Source organism: Erysipelatoclostridium sp. DFI.2.3 (assembly GCF_019132535.1).
GTDB classification, from domain to species: Bacteria; Bacillota_I; Bacilli_A; order Erysipelotrichales; family Erysipelotrichaceae; genus Clostridium_AQ; species Clostridium_AQ innocuum.
In genome coordinates this window covers 1-20,912 of record NZ_JAHOOJ010000040.1, presented here as the reverse complement: position 1 = coordinate 20,912, position 20,912 = coordinate 1, and the positions used below count along the sequence as shown (strand labels likewise).

The window sequence follows — 20,912 nt, the reverse complement described above, 5'->3', positions numbered from 1 at the left end:
CCCAGACATACATGTTGTAGTCTCCGGATGCATCTTTGCCAATTTGTACTCTTGGCCTTGTGATATCTTTAATCTGGAGGGTCTCACCAAAAATATCCAAACGGCCTGATTGTGACTTAAAGTGTATGCTGCTGGCATCAATCGTTCCGGCTGTGACTTTATCAGCTGCTACGCTGTCAATCATGGCCGACTTTATAACTGAGTTAGAGAATACGGTATTTTCTGCATTGATTATCAGTGAATGAACACTGTCAGAAGTAAAATGGCCATTTATGATGGTATCAATCGTGGCCAGATTTCCTTCCATAACGTTTATCTTGGCCAAAGCTGCATTTATAGTGTTAACATCCAGATCATCTATTGCAGCATGAATAGCTGTAAATTCTTCAGCTGTTGCAATCTTGAAAGCCGCTGTATCAGCTTTAAATGTACTGAACTCACCTTCATGTGCTGTTATTTTTTGATTTACAGTAAGAAAATCAGTAGTAATGGTACCAAACTTACCATCATATGCAATGATTGTGTCTGCAAGCAATCGCTTTGTGGCTATGTACTCACTGTAATTCGTTTGTACTTGTTGTGAGATATTCCCCTGAAAAGAATACTGCTCTTGCTGCTCTGTCTTTGCGCTAGATGTTATTGTCTGTTGAATTCCACTATCATCTATGATATCCATAATCATGATGGGCACTTTATAAATGGATCCATCTAAGTCTTGCACAGAAATAATATCACCTACATCAAGCTCAGGATGTCCCATAATGATATTCACAGAACATGAACGATAAGTAAACCCATTCACTTTGTTGTATATCGAATTAAGCTGCGCTTGTGTCATACATGGATTTGATAGAGTGATTCGACTTCCAGTATCTCCGCCAGCATTAAGGTTTGTTTCAGAATCGACGGCACAAGTGATTCTTCTGATTATTGTATCTTCCTGTCCTGCGCTGAAAGTTGATGAACATATATCTGGACTTGCTGTGAATTCAACAGCAGAGAACCATCTTAACTCCAAGTTACCATCACGATCCATAACTGCGTTTTTACCGCAAAATGATGCTATATAGCTGATAGCATCACGCATTTGCAGTCCCTGTAGCTTTTCTACGTTGATAGATTCACCAGAATCACCGCCAGCATATATAATACCTATCTTGGCACATTGCTCTCTCAGAACAGCCGCTACAGGCTGACTATTTGAAAGACTGCTAAAAAATCCCTGCTGTGTCTTATACATATTGTCATATGCTGTAAATGTTACGACATCATCATTAAGTTGAGGATCGACAATGTTGTAGACCCCCATTTTGATCCATTCAATATCTGGTTCTTCACCAATATTGTAATCCTCCAGATGTAATCCAACATAATAAATGGCCTTTCGCCCTATAAATTGCACAGAAGAAGTCATTTCTGGAATCTGTACATCCAGGTATCCAGAAACAGTTCCTCCGAAGGAAAGGTGTTCTTCAGCGCAAATCCCAAGCTTACCATCCAACTTCATAAAGTCAAAATACTCTGTACCGTCTATGACTAGCTTTGATTCCCACAATTGTATATCTCTTGCTATAGCTTTCTTATATCTTTCTGAGGTGCTATACATTTACACCACCTCGCTCTCTTATTTATCAGATTCTTCTTCAATCATAAATTCTAAAGCATCCATTTCAGCCTGAGAAATAGACACAGAGATATCATCAAGCTTGATCATCCTGATTGGCAATTCGCACTCTGTATTATTGATTTCATTGATTGCAGTAGTTAGAGCCGTTTTATCTTCCTTGCTCTTAAATGTGATTTCATTACTTTTTTCTTTTGTTACCAGTTCACCATTTTTATCAAGTTTACAGTGTTTCTTCTGCAACTTTGTGATTTCATCCTGATATTCTTTTATTTCATCCATAAGAATTTTCTTATTACGGCTCACATTATAATTGACTTTTGGACTGATTGCAGTTTGCACATTTGACAATCCATTCATAAGCATAATAAGCTGACCACTTCTTAACTTCATTATTCTACACTCCCTTCTGTGATTACCACAAGCTCTGTAACAGCCTCATCGTAACGCTGCTTAAAGGCTGCGATATCAGTATCATACTTCACCTTATCTTTTGCATATTCAGCAATATTCACGATATTTACATGATAACTGATTGTGTTATAATCCATATTTGTCACTGATGCTTCCATAGTCACCACAGTAACACCGTCAGTATTTTTTGATTCTGATTTCAATGTTTTTCTCACTTCTTCTTTTTCAGTAATTGTTGTTGTCATAAACGACACCCCTTCCTTATTTCTCAACCAAAGAAATAGGCAGCCCCTCATAGACTGCCTTTTCAATAGCATAACTGTACACGCTGTAAACTTCATCACCAGCATATGCACGAATCGTTTTCATTTGTTTTGTTTTAGGATCACGGAATTTCACATCGATATAATCTGGTTCAAGTAAAGCGCAAATTTGAGCAGCTTCAGCCTCCGTCAGCCATGACCACTGCACATCAATACGGTATTTGAGTGCCTGTACTTTACCACAGAAATTACCACTGCGTGACCGTCCAGAGCCTTGTGACCATAGCTTATTACGCTGAATCGTAATACTGGAAGGGTCTTTGACTTTAACACCGCCAAGATACAGAATAGGATCAACCGTCTTTATCATACTGGCACACCTCCTTTACCTCCGGAAAATATCATTTGTTTTTTGTAGTCCTTAATGATTTTAGTGGTCTTAGAACCATCTTCATTCTGAATAGTGATGTATAAGTCACCTCCACGGTCTTGGAATCCACCACCGTCACGTAAAGCTTGCAGAACCGCCCTGTAGATACCGGATGTAATCTGATCGTTATTTGCAACGGCTGTACGCCCACCCATAGTACCGACAAGCTCCGGTCCCGCTTCACGAGCAATAAACATTTGTCCTGTATCAACAAATCCACCTTCAGCCTTTTTTTGCATCCAACCTGTGACTTTTCCAAGTGCTAAATCTATTGATCCGGAAACAATAGAAAGGGTTGCTTCAATAGGGTGCTTCCTAAAATATTGTTGGAACCATTCAAGAGCTTCATTCGCTGCATTAGATTTATTTCCAAGTGCTGACTGCCCCCATATTGTGTGTGATCCTGCCTTGAACCAACTATCAAACCAATTATATGCATCCCATGCAGCATTGGATTTATTACCAATCTCAGCTTTACCCCATATTGTTTTTGACAGTATCCTGTTCATTGTTTGCCATGCATTATTACCCGCAGAATCAGCACCCATAACTTTAGCAAGAACAGTCAATGGATTATCGAAAATCTTCTGACCTTTATTCCATTGTGCCTGAGCATCTGGAGATATATCACCATTGCTGATTCCCTTTTTGATATTCTTGATATAGTCCTCACCGGATTTCGTACCATTTTCCTGCGCTTTTTTCAGTTCAGCCTGATACTGTTTACCCAGCTTAGAATCCTTGTCAATGCCAAGTTTGTCTAACAGCGATAACAGCTCTGCGTTCTGCTGCTTTTTGACCTTAGTAATATCTTTCTTTGATTGTTCTGCATTCTTTAAAGAATTTCTAGCTTGCTCTAATTCTTCTTTGGATAAATTAACACCATTCTTTTTAGCAATATCAATGATATCTTTAGATGATAACTTATACTTTTTTGCTTTCTCTGCATATTCCTTAACAAGCTTTTCCCGTGTCTTTTTTGTATCGTCATACTCTTTCTTGTTTATTACCTTGCCATCCTTCATACAAGAATCCATTACTTTATTGGTTTCTTTCATCTTAGTAGCAAGTTTTTCAAACTCAGCCGCTTTTTTATCACTCAAACCAAACTGTGCGTAGAATTTACCGAGTTCCTCAGTGAGTCCATTTGTAGAAGAGGAAACATTTCCTAAGGTCTTATCAAGACCATCTTGCTTTTTCTTTGCGGCATCTACAGCATCATTCGCTTTTTTTAGAGCTTTTTCAGTTCCATCTAAATCAGCATTCACTTGGTTTAAATCATCACTCAATTTCCCAAGTTTTTCACTGTCACCATCAGCTGCTGCCTGTTGAATCTGCTTAGACAATTCAAGTTTACGTTCACTTAATTTATTCAACTTATCCCTTGATTCAGCCTGTTTTGCTTCTGCTTCAATCTGAGCTTGGATATACTGAACATAGAGCTTCTCATATGCTTCTTGTCTGGCCTTTTCCTTAAGCTTATCAATATTCTTCTGAATAGCATCAGGTGTTTTCAGCCATTCAATACGTCCTTCTTTAGTCAGTTTTACTGTTCCCGGAAGTTCCTTATTGATAGCTTCTACTTTTTTCTTTGCTTGCTCGATACTATCCACATAGCCTGTTTCTCCAGCCATACGGCGCAATATATCTACGTTTTGTTCAAGCCGTTTGTATTCAGCCATCTTTGAAGAAATTTCTTTATCTGTTGAAGCTTTTGCATCATCCATAGACTTTTTCAAATCATCAAGTGCGGTTATCTGGTCTTGTACAGATTTGGAATAATCATCCATTTCATACTTCTTCTCTTTTTGAGTTGAACCAAGCAAAGCGATTGCTGCTATTACAGCAGTTAAACCTGCCACTACAGCCACTACTGGATTTGCTGCAAGCCAGCTAAATGCTGCTCCTAATTTACCGATAATAGTCGATCCTAGTGATGTTGCTTTCCCACTTGCTTCCAACATATTTGAACTTACATTGAGAAGTTTATCGCCGATACCATTCATCACTTTTTTAAACGCTTCTCCAGCCTTGGTATTTAATAAAGTAGTATTAAAAACATTTAAAACACTTTTTGTATTTGTTATTTTGGAATAACCATCAGAGAATACTTGCCATAATTTTCTTAAAGTGCTACTGTGTTGCAAAGCCAATGCCCCAAAAGTACGTAATACACTATGAGCTCCACCTAGAGCTGTTGCTAGTTCTACAATTTTTGCTATCTTAATCGTCAAAAACAAAGCTGTAAAGGCTGATCCCAAAGTAACAACTACGGGTTTACATTTTGCTATCCATGTTATAACGTTTGCAAAACCTTTTACAATCTTCCCTGCGCCTTTAAGAATAGTGCCAACAAGATCACCGAATACTGGTGCAATACTTCTTTTAAACCAGTTTATTATTGGCTTAACAAAGTTATCGTTTACACTGGTTGCTAATTCCAAAAACGCTGTAGCTAAATCCCACAATGATTCAAATAAATACTTACCGCCGGAATCCCATACATGTCGGAAGAATGTCGATATCGTATCTGTAACAAGTGAAGCTGTATCTAGTAGGCTAAAGAACAAATCAGATGCAGCTTGAAAAAATGGTTTCCATTTCTTTGCTACAACATCAAAAACCCCGCCTAAAATATGCACAATGTTATCTCTGGTTTCAGTAATGTTCTTCAATATACCAGAACCATATTTATTCCAACTATTGCGGATAGGTTCAAAGATATTATCATCAACCACCTTACCAAGAATACTCGCCCATTCAAGCAGCCGGTCACGAATGTCCATAGCTTTCATTCTAATATTGTCAAATATATAATCCATATCCTGTAACGCTTTTAATAATCGTGGATCAATAGACATACCACCAGCGCCTGAACCTCCACCACCAGATCCTGAAGAAGAATCATCAGTACTTTGATCGGGGATTACATTCGCAACATCAAAACCTGCAAGAAAATTCTTCCATTCCTTAGTCTTTTTCTTTGCGCTATCTAATCCTTTATTGGCATCGTCAATACCTGCATTTACATCATCCATGCCATCAGATACGCCACCGAGCGAATCATCCATGCTGTCCAAAATACTGCCTGTAGATCCAGATGAATCAGGCAGTTCATAGCCGAGGAATGAAGCAAACATTTGAATCAATGACTTTATCGCCATCACAAAACCGTTAATATACGGTAAAACCTTTCCAATCACGCCATAAAAAACAGCAGATATCCAACGGCCTACTTCGGCAATCTGCTGCTGTAGTATTTTAAGCTGGTTTGCCGGCTGCTCGATAGTCCTGGCAAAATCCCCCATTGCTGCTGATCGAGCCATTTGCTGCTGTAACGTAAGGATGATAATTAAACGTTTTTCTACTTCATTCAAATCACGTATCTGCCTGTCATAGATTCCTATGCTTTCGAGCGTTCCACCTAGTACACTTTGTGTTATATCATAGCCAGATTGACTACGTATAGGTCTTACTTGCTTACTCAGAGCAGCCTGAAACTTTGTAACAGCGGAGTCAACAGAAACATTATACAACGATGCATAGTCAAGAGACATTTTTGTTAATCGCTCAGACAGCATATATGACATATCTTCAGACAAATCACCAAGCGCTCCGAGCTGATTTTTAAATGTAGCCTGAGCCTGCATCATAGATGGCATTGCTAGTCCGTACATGTCAGATAGCTGATTCTGGAACTTCATAGCCTCACTACGCATATTCCCCATGGCACGGCTGAAGTAGTTCTCAATCTCCGTAAAATCTATCGCTTTATTCAGCATGTTAGCGAAACCAGTACCATAATGGCGAAGTTGGTTGTAAAAAGCATAGACCTTCCCAAATGAAAGCATATTACTCAATTTTCTATTTGTTTTATCACTCTCAGTACCGGTATTTTTTATTTCACGCTGTACATTTCGCAATCCACTAGTTAAAGGGTTGGTATTCGTTCCCTTGCCGAGTGTGGATACAATGTTTGAAAACGCATGAATCTCAGAAGAACTCTCTCTTAATTCAGCCAATAATTTTTGAAGTTTCTGAGTTAATGTGTCGAATGATTGGCCAACCTTGCTATGGTCAAGCTTTTCCATAGCCTGCATAGCCTTGGGAAGCTCAGTTAAAGCTTTGACAATAGCGCTTACACCTTCGGTTTTAACGTTTTCAAAAGCGGTTGTGAATTGAGTAACCATTTCAGTAATCTTACTCATTTTAGTAGTAAGACCATTATTTGTGGCTGTAGATATCTCCATATCATTCAATCGTTTCATTCCTGATGTGATTTCATTAACGGAGCTTGATAAGCTTTTAAATTTATCCAAAGCAGATACATCAGCATTCTTAATCAAATCTAGCTGCTTTACGATTGGATTAAGATTGAAATTTTCTAACCCTGACATATCTGTTTTATTGAATCTGGAAGCAGTTTTTAAGAACGATTTAGCAGCTAAATCCATTGTGTTAATCTGTCCTGATAGTAATTTGAAAATATCAGTATTGAAAGCAGAATCCATATCTCGCATGACTTTGCTTATATCTTTAAGATTATCCTGTGCTCTCTTAGTGCTAATATTTCCTAACCTTTCTATCATTCTTGTTACGTTGCTAATAGATTTACTGTTTGTAGCCATATTAACTATCATATTAGTATAATCGCCAAGTACTTTATTAAATGCCTTTAAATTTTCTTGTGCAGTTCTGGTTTCAACTTCTAATTCAAATCCGACTTTATTTTCTTCGCTCATTCATATCACCTGCCTTTCTATAAAAAATAACAGCATCCTTGGATGTAAATAAAATACCCCAACGAATGAGGTCTTTTATTTTATGGTTTCCATTTATGCCCACAGTTCATGCAGACATTGTATATTTTCTTACTATGTGTAGCGCCAACAGCTGCGCCTACTATTGTTCCAACAGGATTAACAAGTGATCCTACGGCGGCTCCTGCAACACCTTTCCCTATGGAGATTTTCTTATTTGTCGTTGTGATGGAGGTACTACCACATTTAGGGCATGAGACAATACCTGCCTTTTTGTTTGCTTTATACTGTTTTTTGGGAGAGACAGTATGTGCTTTATACGTTGGTGTAGAAGTCTTATCTATTTTAGGAGCTGTATACACTGTACGTTGTTTAATTTCTTCCACTTCTTGCTCCAATATTGCTTTTCCGCAGAAAGGGCAGTAACTAAAAGCTGAATCAAGCTCCTTACCACAATGAGGACAATAATTATAGCTTGATGCTTTATCATTACTGCCATCCTGCTTAATGTCCTTCACTTTATCTGGTTCAATCACAAATGTATTTTTAATACCAAGTTCTTTATACGGGATATTTCCTAACGCTTTATCCCTTTTTGCTCTAAACACATTGTAAGTGTCATTAATGATTTCAAATGCTGAATAATCCAATATATTATTAATGGCTAACAATATGGTTGATAAGAATACTTTAGTATCACTGCTGGAAAGATATAAAGCAACAACTATATTGTTATCCAGAATCAAATTGATTTGACCAGAATAAAGCATTGCTTTTTTTATTTGTATCCATGGAACTCTAATCAAACAAAAGACATCTTCTCCAGAAATTTTAAATTTGTTTAATGATCTACAATATATATATTTCCTTGAAAATGCAATATATTCTAATTTATTTACATCGAATGTACATACTCCATAAAATAAATTTTCAATATGTGTTTTTCCTGTAAATAACACAATATCATTTAATATTTTGTTGCTGCCTCTTTTACTGTCAAATGATATTTCTATTGTTTCCATTTCCATACCCTCCCTAGATACCAATATCATAGCACAGGTAGTAGAAATACTGAATATCTCTTTCTATCAAAATACACTCATTCTCCGCCTAAACTCTGATTCAAGCTCTTCTTCAGTAACAGGTTTCTGCTTCTCTGCTTCAGCTTCAAAGTCGATTGGCTTCTCATAATATTGAACCGGAGTTATTTTTCCGCCACCAAACCCAATATTTACAGCGTTAGGCATTAGATTATTCACAACAACCTCTAATGCTTTCATGGCATAGAGATTATTCATCCACGATGTGTAATTGACACGATTACGATACGCCTTCGCATAAGAATAGAATAATTCTTCTTCGCCGTACCAAAATTCATCCAATGGCATACCTGCTTCGATAGCTATTGGAATCATTACTGCATAGCAGTATTCTTCATAGCTCTTATAGACTACGACATCGGCAGAGGATTCTTGGTCTTCTCTGTTTTCACATTGTTGATTGCTTCCAGTTTGTCTTGCAGTGACTGGATTACTGTAAAAACTCTAGCTGTAATCTCAACCATCTTTTCGTCGAATTTCTCTATACCAAGAGTATTCACCATATCGTCGAACATGTCATCAATGAACTGATCCGTCACTTCCCCTTTCAGGTCTTTATTCTCTTTCAGCAGGATTGCTGCAATTTCTTCAGGATCAATTTCGTTAGACTGTAATCTAATAAAATCTTTCATAAATGGCATCATCTTAGTTGATAAAGCATTCAATTCTGCTGCGTACTGAGCCACCTCACTCTTGTTATCTTCCATTTTAGCAGCATTTAGCTTTTGTTGAATCTCTCCCAATTCTCCTGTCATTGTTATTATTTCCGGGTTCTGTAGTTCTTCAAAGACTTTAAACTGTAATTCATTGATGGCCTTTCGAGCGGCACGAGTCAATTTGAAAGGATAGTCCTTTCCGTTATACTTATATGTCCAAATATTCATTTTTGTTTTCCTCCTATTAAATTACAAGCGCCCGGCATTGACCGAGCGCTGTTGTTTCGATTCTTACGATCCAGGTGCTACCACTGCCTTTGGAACGATAACTAAGATTGTAGTTTCCCATGAAGCATAACCTTCACAAGAAGCTTTCAGGGTAACAATCGTAGAGCCTTCTGCCTTACCTGTGATTGTTAATTTATTATCTGAAACAGCAGCTGTAGCAATAGTTGAATCTTTTACTGTAGCTGTGAATGTTCCTTCGGCAAAATTCAATTCGATATCCTTTGTATACGTACCATCCGTTTTATCCAACTCGCATTTCCAATCAATCGGTGTTTTAAAGGTGACAGTAGCTTGTACCAGAGGTAATACATTCTCAACATAACCAATATAGTCCGTAGGAGTAATCTTGATATTACCTTTTTGAGCTTCGCCATTCTGACTATCAGACATAGTATAAGACAATGTACCATTGACACGTTCACCAGTTAGATCAGCGTTAACACGCAGTAATTCCAATTCCTTGCCTTTAAGTTTTTCTAAACGATTGATTGAATCACGGTGTACAAAAAATTCAAATTCCTTGTCCTCCAATGTTTTCATACCCTCGATTTTTGTTGTTGTATCAGAAGTAGTATATTTTGCTTCAATAGCTTCAGGTGTTGAAGCAAAAGCCGGTACCGTTTCTGTTAATACTAGAACAGAAAATTTACCACTTTCATTTTTATAACAAAGACATGAACCCATTCCTGAAAAAAAGCGCTCTGTCATTTTTTGTATCCCAAAATCCAAACCATTCATAATAATGAACTCCTTTCTTAATAAAAGCGACTCCGATAGTCGCTGCCCTTTGCGTTATACCGCATAATGATGCAGTACAGTGAATTATCAATATTATCCTTATAGTCAGCCATTGCCCGTTTCATATGCAGCTCATAGTCCATAAAATCCGCTACAATCCCTTGTAGATAGCGAGCAATATCCATAGCATCTATAGCCTTTCCATTGATTGTTGCGTTTTTTGCATAAATGCCTATTTCATAGCCTAGTAATGAATATGACTCCATCCTACCCAGATTTAAAGTTGATGTATTCGTTATTTCAGTTACAACGATTTTCGGATATATTTCCGTGTTCGGCCTGTCTAATACCTTTACCTTAATTTCGCTATGTGTTGTGATATGCTCTTTCAACCCTTGGAAGACGATATTAAAATATTCCTGATTCATTAGATAGCACCTCCCACCACTTCGTTGAACGCCTTGCTGAAAATCTTTTTGTAGTTCATTCGATAATCAGTAATAGCGTTATACATAAACCGGTGTGCAGTTAATCCCTGAGTATGATAAAACTTACCATCGTCACCCGGATATGTCCATCCTTGTTCACCATGTGCATTGACATCATACTGATAACCGGTAGGAGGGTTTGGATGTGTGCCGGAGCCAATCATTCCAGTACCAAATTCAACCCAAGCTGCATGAACACAGTCATTAAACACTTTACTTAACTCATAATCCTTTTTCAAGCCAGCCAATAACTCACCAGTTGGTTCATATCCACCGTTGCCAGTAGAAGACTCAATGTAATAAGCAGCTCTCTCATACAGATAATCAAGCGACATTTCTATGAATCTTTGTCCAAGTTGTGGCATAGCATTTTGCAGATTATCAATTTTCTTCTGCATGAGCTTCATACCTTTCAAATTGACTTGAAAGTGTCTTTTGATTACAGACATTACTTATCTTCTTTCTTATCCTTCTGAATATCAAATTGCTTGCTTGACTGTTTCTTATTCACCTTTTTATCAGGCAACTTCCATTCATGGGTGCCAAGATAGTCCGGCACCAGATAATCACGAATATCAATTTCAACATTCGGATTCTTAACATTTACCAATTTCACTGCATTACCCCTCTCTTTACGGCAATTTATCAAAATAAACAGTCATCATGTTCAATGATGTGTTTCTTACGGATTCGACACGATAATTTGCATGTGCACCGTTCTGAGCTTCTCCATCCGGTGTAATGCCATCCAGATATGCTACATCGTTTTCTTTGATGCTGCCTTCCCACTTCTTACGCATGACAACCGATTTATACATATTTCTCACACGATCACCATATTCTTCTTTTTCAGATTTCCCATCTACACTGGCCAGATTTTCACAAAATAAAAACGGTTTATCAAATGGTCGATTTCCATGTGAATCCACAAGCTCATCATCCATAATTTGTGATGCAATATATAACCGCTGCTTGTTTCTGCTCAACATCCTCATACGCTGCACATAGGAGTTATCTGATTCAAAAGTGCAGGTGATATATCAGAACTTGTGTAAGTTCTGGATACACCACTTTCAGAATGAACGATTTCTCCCTCCGCCCCTTCTTTAACAAAGATTTCTATAGCGATACGTATTTGCAACATGTGATATCTTGGCATGACATCAGCCGGTCTCTCTTGATCGTCAAATGGATACTGGTTTTCAAAGATGATTTCTCTAGCCATGAGCATTAAATCATCAAGATACTGACTCAATTCAGCATTAAATGGAACCAAAGGAGTGTCAATGCTCAATGGCATGACATCTCCTTGATTCACAAGCAGATCAGCAGGAAGACCATCCTTTATCCGGCGGAAGAGTAATTGCTTTCGCTCATCATAGGTCATCATGAACCAACCTAGTGTACTGGTACTTTTTCACCAGTTGCGTAGAATTTTCCGTTTACTTTGACCGTGTGATCGTATGTTACATAATCTGCTTTAGAAGTAGGCGCTGTGATAGTTGATTCTGGCATATCTTCTACAGGTTCTGCGGTTACCGGTTCCGGTTTATCTTCTGGCAGGTCAGTCGGAACCTTTTTACCGTCATCCTGAGCGACATCAGGATTTGCATTGTTAGCATAATCACTCTCGCTTTCTTCAGCACCATTAATTTGCTGAGCCAATGCATCAGCTTTACGTTTTTCTTCTTCTGCGGCTTTCTTTGCAGCGATTTCAGCATTAGTCGGTCTTCCCATATTCATTTACCTCCTACGCACTATGCTTCAGCAAATATACTGAATCCATACATTCAAATGACGGCAATACGATTTCATCTACCACTGTCTTTGTATTTTCAGGATCATGTTCCTGAGTTACCATAATGTTTACTCCAGTATTAACCTGAGATACATTGGCATCTTTTGATCCCAACGCCTTTCGCTCAATCGGGGATGTTCCATACCACAGATTACCTAAAGCGCCTTCTGGTAAGAATGTGGCCATCGTATCAGGGTAATATGCCTTGTCTTTGCCATCATAGTCTTTAAAGAGCTTTTCATAAACAATAATTTCAATATTGAGTTCGTTTTTAAAGACTTCTTTGACTCTGGCTTTGTTCATATAAATGTTTGCTGTTGAGTTCTGAGCAAGGATATATGAAGCAATTTTCTTACTTTTAACAAGATTACTCATCGTCTTAGGACTAATGACCATTGCCTTAAGAATAACACCTTTTGCCAATGCTTTATCAATTACCATCTGAGCATCTGCAATAGGATCGCAATTTTCATGATCACTCCACATATCTGTGCCTGTCAATTCCACAAAGTGCTCTGCCTTGTACTCTCCAGATTCATCATAATCATACTGATAGCTCGCACCATCAGCTGTGATATCAATACCAGGTTTACCATTTTCTGCTGCCAGAAGCATCCAAATCATACGTTCAGCTACGACATCTGCGCTAATAATTAAATCATCTGCTTTAGTATAGATGTGGTCAAGTACCTGCTGAGCATACGGATCGCCAGCCTCAGTAACACGTAAGATTTCCTGTTCATCTTCTTCATCAACCATTACATGCTCCTTAAAATAAGGCATCTGTGTGCTAACATCCTGCATTTTCAATTTCCCTCTGCCTTTTGATTTCGTATCAAATGCGCTTGGGTTCAGTGGTACAGGCAACCCCTTATATCCCTTGATCCATTTTAAATCCAATCCCATCTTTTTCTTTCTCGGAAATAATGTCAGTCCAAGATATGGTCTGTCATTACTATGCGCATGCGTAAAATAAGCTGCTAACGCTTTGGCGCTATATACATCAATCAATCTCATTTTTTTCAATCTCCTTTCCTATAAAAGTTGAATCATCGGCAATGCCGCCAGTGTAGCTTCATCGTAATCCTCACCAGTATTTTTCTCTGCCTTTGCTTTATCGACAAAACCATGTACTATCAATGAAGTATTTGGGTTATCATCATACACATCATGCATCAGTATACCGATAGCGTTTGATTTTCCTTCTGTTACCGTGGCCTTGATGCCATTCTTTGCCATTGGTGTTCCTGCCTTAACTACTTTTACTTCACCATACGCTATTTCTGTTACTTCGCTAAAATCAACATGATATGGAATAGCAACAAAATGCTCATTACTTACTACGTTGATTCCACTACCAAACTCTCTATAAGTCACCTTCATTATTTCATTCTCCTTTCAAATATGCTGTGAATCCACCCTGCGTATTAGCGGTTTGAGCCAGTTGTTCTGCCAACTGAACATCTTTTGGTTTCGTTTCTCCGTTGCTACCATCTCCGCCATCTGGGCGTGGTGTATTTTTCAGCTGATCGTTCTTTGCCTGCGCTTCAGCGGCCGCCATTTTTGTTTTAAAGGTCGTTGCCATAGCTGTTGCTACAGATACAGATGCATCTTTATCACTTGTAACAATACCGTCGATAAAATCCTTATAATCATCTTCCTGCATGCCGGCAGTAATCAGGACTTTTTCAACTTCCAGTTTATTTGCCATCTTCTGATATTTTTCTTTTTCAGCATTAGCTTCGTCAATGGCCTGCTGCTGTAATTGCTCTGCTGTTAAATTCTGCTGTTTCAAGGTTGCTAATTCAGCAGAATCAGCCTGTAACTGCGTATTTTGCTGTGTTAAATCAGAAATCTGGTTTCTAAGATTTGTCAACTCGCTTCCCCTCATTGCAAGTACACTGTCTGCTTGTTCTTCTGTAAGCCCGGCAGCTAATAATTGTTCTTTTGTCATAATTACTCAATCCTTTCCATCTAGGCTTTTATAGGAGTTCTCCATCTCCTGACGTCTTCTTGTTTTAGGTCTAGCAGTAAAAGACCAATAAAAAATGAACAGTTTATTTTCGTAATGACTTATTCAGGTCATTATCCGGTTACCGGAAGTTTAGGCAATACATCATTTTCATTTTTGATATTGCCTTCTTGTACATTCGTCTTCAAATCTCTTAGCCACTTGGCATTTAAGTATGGCTGTGAATCAACATACGCCTGCTCTGGGTCGTTAAACAGTCCACAAATAGTAAATGCAATACGTGGATGCACTCCTGCTTCCAGCAGATTAAGTAACGCTTGTGCCTTAACTAGTATGCTGTCCGTTTTATTTCGTGTGAACTTGATATCAATATCCCAAAGTTTCAGCTGCCTTAATTGTGGCTCTACATTCAACGTATCCTGGATAATTCTCAGTACCATCTTCAAAAACAGCTTTTCACTACGCTTGAATGAAAGTTCTATGGATTTCGCTCTAGCTTCGGCGTTAGACCATCCCTGACCGATAATAAGTGCTTGCCCGGTATTTCCACCGGCGGAAGCATTTCTGTCTGGTACACCTGCAATTTGCAGCATTTTTTGGTATAAGGAATCTACATATATTTGTGAATCCGTTTGGTTTAAATCAACCTCTACATATTCAACATCGCCTCTACTACCTTGTGGAACCTTAATCTTTATCATGCCTTTTTCCCTGAATTCATCGAATTTTTCTGGGACGATATCACAATTTAAAAATTTTAAGAAACTTTGAATTTTTTGTTCAACACCATCACTTCTATTTGATTCCATATTGTTAATAGCATTCATAATAGAGTGCACCGGTTCAAAAGCGCCAAGCCTGACGGTACCTAACGGATATTCAGCAATAGGTAAACGGTTTAAGACATGATTTACAATTCGATACTTCCGAAACGTGGAATTGAATTCCTCACAGGCGAAGAACACATCCTTGGTATATCCGAACATTTCATAATACTCAAATCCCTTGTTCATCTTTTTATTAAATGTCACACAAAGCCAAGGCTTCTTACCAAAGCCAGTATCCTTCACAACGAATGTAACTCTAGGGTCTAATATCTCAGTTTCAAATACTGCATCGTCATCAACTGCCGGCATTGTCATCCGGTATCCGACACCGCAGGCAAGCATCCATTCACCTAACTCCCGGTCTTTTGAAGCTTTATCATCATCAGCCATAAGCTCATTAAGCATAGATACATTGTTTACATCGGAGTATCCTTCTTTTGCGCCGTGTATTCCTCGCTGCACATACTGGATAGGATCACCAAAAACATATCCCATGTAGAAATTCATGATTTCATACGCATGATTGATTACTAGCTTATTGCATATTTCGGGTCGTACTCTCTTTACTCTTTCAAGAATAGGTTGCTTTCCCTTATAGTAATTCCAAAGATAATGTATCTGCGCTGCATTGGTAGAATGGATAGCCATTGCCCTTGCCAATATTTTAGGAAGTGTTTCTTCCGTTATTTCTTGCCGTGGTATGAATATTTCCTGTCTGCCAAACAATTCTATTTCTATCATCTATCCACCTCCCTTCTGGTAATAAAAAAGCACATATAGTGCTGCTTACCCTTTGATTAAATACTTGTTTCTATAGATGCGCCAGTCTTCACATGCCGGATTGCTGCATACTCTACCTTTGCACTCTGTTTTCTTACTGCATGGTGCAGGCGGCGCTGCTCTAATCTCTCTGCTTTTCTTTTTCATACAATTTTCCTTTCTAAAACGGCCTATCACCGATTTCATAACTTGTTCCACCTTCATATATCAATTCTGCCAGCATAGCGAGGCTATCCGGAGAATCATCATGTGGTGATTTCCCTGTCTGAAGAAACGTTGTCAATTCTTTCATTGCCTTGTCGTATTCCTTACTTCTATTGGCTTTATCAACAAAGATGAAGCGTTTTATATCCGGTGCCCATCTGATTATCCTTGATAACTTTGACTTATTGCTCGGAGACACTTCCGATGTGATATTCATATGAACGCCAATCTTCCTCAATTCTTCATCCACTTTATCTGAATACTCATGGCCACCATTGTTTGCTTCAAATTTTGATAGATGTGGTTTATGTAGCGACATTTTGCCAATTACTCTTGGTCTTGTCACTGTCTTATCGCCTTTATCAAATATCCAATCAGGGATGTATACATCTTCACCAAACTGATAACCAAATGGTTGTGAATAGCTATCTCCACCGCCCCACGCAACGTCAGATGCGGAATATATACAATCTGGTTTAATCTGCGGAAGTATCCCATTGAAATACCGGAGTTCTTTTTCCGGAAACAGTAGTCCTTCACGCTCAATAGGCTGATTCATATAAAGCGCCAAGAATGATACTTCATCCATATCTTTCTCAATGTTTTTGAAATACTCAGTATCAAAGCCTACGCCAAAATCATAATTGAAGTTGGATTCACCATTTTCATCCAGAGCTGGAATGCAAATAAATCTTGCTCGAGGATTATTTTCGTTATCTCTTTCAAGCCGACCGATAGGATCATGTACAGACCATCGTGTTGCTATATGGAGTTCTTTACACTTCATTTTCTTACGTGACTTCAAATCATTAAAGTATTTCATCCACAGCCTGTCCATACGATCAATAGACAAAGCTTCCTCTATACCGGATACAAGGTCATCGACATAAAGTATTCCTTCACATCGTGTTGCTCCAGTCAATGATCCATCTATAGCTCTACAAGTTAACGAAGGAAATCGCTTAACCTTATCCAAATCAAGTGTTTCATATTTTGCACTTTTATTGACCAATTGAACATCGGGAAACACATCGTGCCAAAGATACTCGGGGTCAGTGATTATAGACATAACACCATCATAAAAACCTCTGGTCAATCCGTCAGCATGACCAGATGCTAGATTACATTTTTCTGGATTCCTTCCCATTAGCCATGATAAAAAGAAAATACCGGCAGTTGATTTACCGGTACCTGGTGGCATTGAAATCGTTAATATGTCTATCACATCATCGGCTAAGTCCTGAAGGTGCCGAATAAGCTTATCCTTTAGAATTTTTCGCCGTGGCAAATAGAATCGTTTATCTGGGTCCCGATCAAATTCTACATAAAGCAAATACGCATCAAAATCTATCGGCGCATCAAATAAAAGAGAACGCTTATACAGTTGTATGAAACGTTCTCTCTCTGATATTGGTAAAAATGCATTTTTTGATTGCTTTACAGACACATCACGAACTACCTTATTAAGCCGGTGTGCATGCACCATGTCTTCAGGCTCATATATTCGTAGAAGTTCAAATAAATCATCCAGATTTTGGTATCTTTTGCAGTCACGTTGTTCAAGAAGGATGTTAATTAATTCAATCGTCTTCATTTAACCTCCATATAATACATGACTTTCATCACCATCATCTCACTTTCATTTTAAACCTCTCGCTTTATCTGCATCAAATGGATTTTTTCTTGTATATTTCTCTTTATTCGTATTGATATATAATAATATATAATATTCATTTTCTTTTAGGCTATCATTTAACCTTATGTATTCACATATATCATATAATTCATTTTCATAATTCATTAGAGCAATGTATGAATCACCTTTAGTTTCCATATAGAGTATCATTCCTGATATTATCAGAGGAGCCATTATGCTTTCCATTACCCTTATTATGACCTCATATTTCACAATAACCATGGCAATTTCTAATGCTACTAAAACAGAAAGGAAAATCGCTATATAGAAACGTTCTTTTCTATAGTTGGTAAAATATTCAATTTGATTAACTAAATAAATTATCTTTTTTCTATCTAATGTAATATCCCTTTCTTCTGATACGTGATACTTCGGCTGTTGATTTGCCGTTAAACAATTTAGAAATTCTTTAATCATTTTCATCCACCCTTTCTATAATAATATAGCATGAAAAGGGATATAAAAAAATAGTTAATGATTTGCCACACAGACAAGGCGATAGGTACTGTGCAGCTTTTTTGTATTTTGCAGTACATAGACATAAAGGATAAAAACAGAAAGGGAGGTATATTTACGCAAGTTGGAGGAGAAAAACCATGTACTGCCACATCACTCTATTATTTGAGTGAAACCGTGTATACGAATGAGCGTGGTATCGTTCTACGTATTTAAGCAAGCCTATCTGATGCTTGGCTACTTTAATCTCAAATACAACCGCTCAGAAGTGTTAAATGGTTTCCGATTCTGGGGTCGAACCAGAACTCATGGATTCAAAGTCCATTGCCTTTCCATTTGGCTAATCGGAAATATTGGCATACCTCCTCAGAATTGAACTGAGAGCAACGGTTTTGGAGACCGTTATGTTTCCTTTACACCAGAGGTATATAAAGGGAGGTTCTCTCCCTTTTTCCGTGTATGTGCAGATTTTAAGCCGGTGACTGTCTGCTATCGTCTTTGGCATCCGGTTTCAGTAAGCGATTCCCCTTATGCCGAGGTTATGAAATCTATCAAATTGAGCAAATAGAAAAGCACATGTACAACCGATTCCCATATAACGGGCGGCTTCTATGTGCTTTATAATTGGCTTTTCCTCCTGCCGTAGAGGGGATAGCGTTCAGCATACACTCCAGAGCAACGGTCTTCAGCCTGCCGCCACGGCCGCAGTAAGTCCCGTAAGATTCCTTACCGCTGTTCAGACAACGCAATGCGTTCTCAATCCTGTTTCCACGTTCGTGGATCAGATAAATTGTATCAGGCAGGGATTTGCACCTTGCATAATGCACCAGTCGAAATGCATCTCGCCATACTCTTCGTGTACTTTACCACGCAAGCTGTTGTTATACTATGCGTCTACCTATTCCGCCACTGATACAAATAATCCTATCAAGCTAATTTCCTTGAACCGCCAAGTCATCATCACTGATAGGTAGGCATCGTTATATATGCGGTTCCAAACTCGTAACGATACCCAATTAAAGGTTTCACAGCTTCCATAACTGTGAACTTGGTTATTATTGGCTTAATGGAAAGTATTTATTGCCAACAACATGACCTCCGAAAGATTTCCAGATACCAAGCTAAGCCATAAAAAAGACTGAATGGGACACTTCCATGAGAGGTGTTCAGTCTACTATCGGCGCTACGGCCGCTATGTTGGCACTAATGCAGCTCCCGCAAGTTGAAAGGTCTTCTGTGTACCTTACCGCCTCTTGTACACCAACACTTAACGCTTCGTCACTCACCGCATCACCGGTGAGCCAGTGTTCCCGCTTTATTTCTACATAAATTGTGATTGAATAGTATTTATTACTTTCTAAACCATTCATTCTCCTTAATCAAATTATTATTAGGATATTTGTTTAAATCTTTAACATTTTCAATACTTACAGAAATTATAGTATTTTTTGCAACAGGGAATACTATTTCTTCTTCCTCCTCGTACCGGCATAAAATTCTTATATCGTAATCTTGAGATGGTATAAATTTATATCTATAAGTAATAATATGATATAAGAATCCAAATACATCAAACGCATATTCATTTTTTGTGTTAGCTAATATATGCAGACAATTACCACAGTATGAAAGTGGTTTTGCTGTAACACCATTAATGGTTTTAGACCATGAAAAATAATTTTCTCTATGGTCAATATATCCGTTCTTCATTTTTTTTGCGATTTGTAACCTATGCATATCACCTCTATATATCACTTTTTCTAAAAAATCAATTTCTTCTTTTGTTTTTGTCTCTTTAATCTGGATTTCTTCAATTTTAGAGAATAATGGCTTCCATATTTTTTTATCCATACTGTTATGGTAACTTTTATAAGCGTGGCTTTTCCCTGAAGAATGACCAGCAAGCCAATTAAAAAGGTTTACATATATTTCACATAATTCATTTTGTTCAAATATCATAGAAATCCTCTCCTATCAGTATGCATAGTCGTGTATGCAATTTACCACCTTTTTCCTGCTGTTTTAAGTATACACCAAGTAGGTCTCAAATGGGAAGTTTTAAGGGCTAAAATAGAGAGAAAAGTATGCGCCTTTTTACAAAAAATTTGGTGGTGGGACTGAGAAGGGGGTATATGCGATCTGCCCTATAGGGAGGGGGTGGGGTCTTGCCATTGGATCAGCTGGATTGATCCATGAAGCAAGCTACCACAGAACCGGATGCAGCATGTTAACACGTAGCCTTTATAAGCTAACAAACCAAGGCATATAAGCTAACAAAAACAGCTATAAAGCGGGAATGTGAAGAATTATGTGTAAGTAAAAATCGACAGGTTTAGATAGTAGATGACGAATCATGTCTAATCATCATCTGTTTATGTATTATCAGTATGCCCAATTCATCAAGGGTTATACTGACTT

At 38.0% G+C, this 20,912-nt stretch carries 21 protein-coding genes, 1 tRNA gene and 1 pseudogene; all 23 read right to left on the bottom strand.

Annotated features, from left to right (window positions below; all coding sequences use genetic code 11):
• A pseudogene (locus KSZ58_RS21915) lies at window positions 1-1,606 on the bottom strand (hypothetical protein); the annotation flags it as partial.
• An 18-nt stretch (window positions 1,607-1,624) separates the two neighbouring features.
• Window positions 1,625-2,017, bottom strand: a complete 393-nt coding sequence (locus KSZ58_RS21910) for a hypothetical protein (protein WP_142419641.1) — start codon at window positions 2,015-2,017, stop codon at window positions 1,625-1,627.
• Window positions 2,017-2,283, bottom strand: a complete 267-nt coding sequence (locus KSZ58_RS21905) for a hypothetical protein (RefSeq protein WP_142419640.1) — start codon at window positions 2,281-2,283, stop codon at window positions 2,017-2,019. The genes KSZ58_RS21910 and KSZ58_RS21905 overlap by 1 nt, the downstream gene beginning before the upstream one ends.
• A gap of 16 nt (window positions 2,284-2,299) precedes the next feature.
• Window positions 2,300-2,671: a hypothetical protein gene (locus KSZ58_RS21900; protein ID WP_055201369.1), complete on the bottom strand. Its 372-nt coding sequence runs from the start codon at window positions 2,669-2,671 to the stop codon at window positions 2,300-2,302.
• The gene (locus tag KSZ58_RS21895) at window positions 2,668-7,473 is read right to left on the bottom strand and encodes a hypothetical protein (RefSeq protein WP_217752942.1); all 4,806 of its coding nucleotides are present in this window, start codon (window positions 7,471-7,473) and stop codon (window positions 2,668-2,670) included. The genes KSZ58_RS21900 and KSZ58_RS21895 overlap by 4 nt, the downstream gene beginning before the upstream one ends.
• An 80-nt stretch (window positions 7,474-7,553) precedes the next feature.
• A complete protein-coding gene (locus KSZ58_RS21890) occupies window positions 7,554-8,513 on the bottom strand; it encodes a zinc-ribbon domain-containing protein (protein ID WP_217752941.1) in 960 nt (319 codons plus the stop codon).
• A gap of 66 nt (window positions 8,514-8,579) precedes the next feature.
• The gene (locus KSZ58_RS21885) at window positions 8,580-8,906 is read right to left on the bottom strand and encodes a hypothetical protein (protein WP_217752940.1); all 327 of its coding nucleotides are present in this window, start codon (window positions 8,904-8,906) and stop codon (window positions 8,580-8,582) included.
• A gap of 35 nt (window positions 8,907-8,941) precedes the next feature.
• The gene (locus KSZ58_RS21880) at window positions 8,942-9,475 is read right to left on the bottom strand and encodes a hypothetical protein (RefSeq protein ID WP_217752939.1); all 534 of its coding nucleotides are present in this window, start codon (window positions 9,473-9,475) and stop codon (window positions 8,942-8,944) included.
• A 63-nt stretch (window positions 9,476-9,538) separates the two neighbouring features.
• On the bottom strand, window positions 9,539-10,273 hold the full coding sequence (locus KSZ58_RS21875) for a hypothetical protein (protein WP_055201358.1): 735 nt from the start codon (window positions 10,271-10,273) through the stop codon (window positions 9,539-9,541).
• A 17-nt stretch (window positions 10,274-10,290) separates the two neighbouring features.
• The gene (locus KSZ58_RS21870; RefSeq protein WP_217752938.1) at window positions 10,291-10,701 is read right to left on the bottom strand and encodes a hypothetical protein; all 411 of its coding nucleotides are present in this window, start codon (window positions 10,699-10,701) and stop codon (window positions 10,291-10,293) included.
• Window positions 10,701-11,210 (bottom strand): hypothetical protein, encoded by a 510-nt coding sequence (locus tag KSZ58_RS21865; RefSeq protein WP_217752937.1) that lies wholly within the window; start codon window positions 11,208-11,210, stop codon window positions 10,701-10,703. Before KSZ58_RS21865 ends, KSZ58_RS21870 begins: the two co-directional genes overlap by 1 nt.
• The gene (locus KSZ58_RS21860) at window positions 11,210-11,377 is read right to left on the bottom strand and encodes a hypothetical protein (protein WP_185957945.1); all 168 of its coding nucleotides are present in this window, start codon (window positions 11,375-11,377) and stop codon (window positions 11,210-11,212) included. The genes KSZ58_RS21865 and KSZ58_RS21860 overlap by 1 nt, the downstream gene beginning before the upstream one ends.
• 16 nt (window positions 11,378-11,393) lie before the next feature.
• Window positions 11,394-11,705, bottom strand: a complete 312-nt coding sequence (locus KSZ58_RS21855; RefSeq protein ID WP_217752936.1) for a hypothetical protein — start codon at window positions 11,703-11,705, stop codon at window positions 11,394-11,396.
• 47 nt (window positions 11,706-11,752) lie between these two features.
• Window positions 11,753-12,151: a hypothetical protein gene (locus tag KSZ58_RS21850; protein WP_142419633.1), complete on the bottom strand. Its 399-nt coding sequence runs from the start codon at window positions 12,149-12,151 to the stop codon at window positions 11,753-11,755.
• Window positions 12,152-12,159: 8 nt separating this feature from the next.
• Entirely contained in the window at window positions 12,160-12,498 is a 339-nt protein-coding gene (locus KSZ58_RS21845; protein ID WP_118002534.1) for a hypothetical protein, read from the bottom strand.
• 13 nt (window positions 12,499-12,511) lie between these two features.
• Window positions 12,512-13,576, bottom strand: a complete 1,065-nt coding sequence (locus KSZ58_RS21840; RefSeq protein WP_055201347.1) for a major capsid protein — start codon at window positions 13,574-13,576, stop codon at window positions 12,512-12,514.
• Between the two features lie 18 nt (window positions 13,577-13,594).
• Window positions 13,595-13,942: a hypothetical protein gene (locus KSZ58_RS21835; RefSeq protein WP_217752935.1), complete on the bottom strand. Its 348-nt coding sequence runs from the start codon at window positions 13,940-13,942 to the stop codon at window positions 13,595-13,597.
• 4 nt (window positions 13,943-13,946) lie between these two features.
• A complete protein-coding gene (locus KSZ58_RS21830; RefSeq protein WP_118002532.1) occupies window positions 13,947-14,513 on the bottom strand; it encodes a hypothetical protein in 567 nt (188 codons plus the stop codon).
• Between the two features lie 131 nt (window positions 14,514-14,644).
• Window positions 14,645-16,099: a phage portal protein gene (locus KSZ58_RS21825; protein WP_118002531.1), complete on the bottom strand. Its 1,455-nt coding sequence runs from the start codon at window positions 16,097-16,099 to the stop codon at window positions 14,645-14,647.
• Between the two features lie 199 nt (window positions 16,100-16,298).
• Window positions 16,299-17,936 carry a hypothetical protein gene (locus KSZ58_RS21820; RefSeq protein WP_065531386.1) on the bottom strand — a complete coding sequence of 546 codons (1,638 nt, stop codon included), beginning with the start codon at window positions 17,934-17,936 and terminating at the stop codon, window positions 16,299-16,301.
• 45 nt (window positions 17,937-17,981) lie between these two features.
• Complete coding sequence (locus KSZ58_RS21815; RefSeq protein ID WP_118002529.1) at window positions 17,982-18,455, bottom strand: hypothetical protein; 474 nt, start codon at window positions 18,453-18,455, stop codon at window positions 17,982-17,984.
• Between the two features lie 315 nt (window positions 18,456-18,770).
• Window positions 18,771-18,844, bottom strand: a tRNA-Gln gene (locus KSZ58_RS21810).
• 1,000 nt (window positions 18,845-19,844) lie between these two features.
• Entirely contained in the window at window positions 19,845-20,453 is a 609-nt protein-coding gene (locus tag KSZ58_RS21805; RefSeq protein WP_118002527.1) for a hypothetical protein, read from the bottom strand.
• Between the last annotated feature and the right edge of the window lie 459 nt (window positions 20,454-20,912).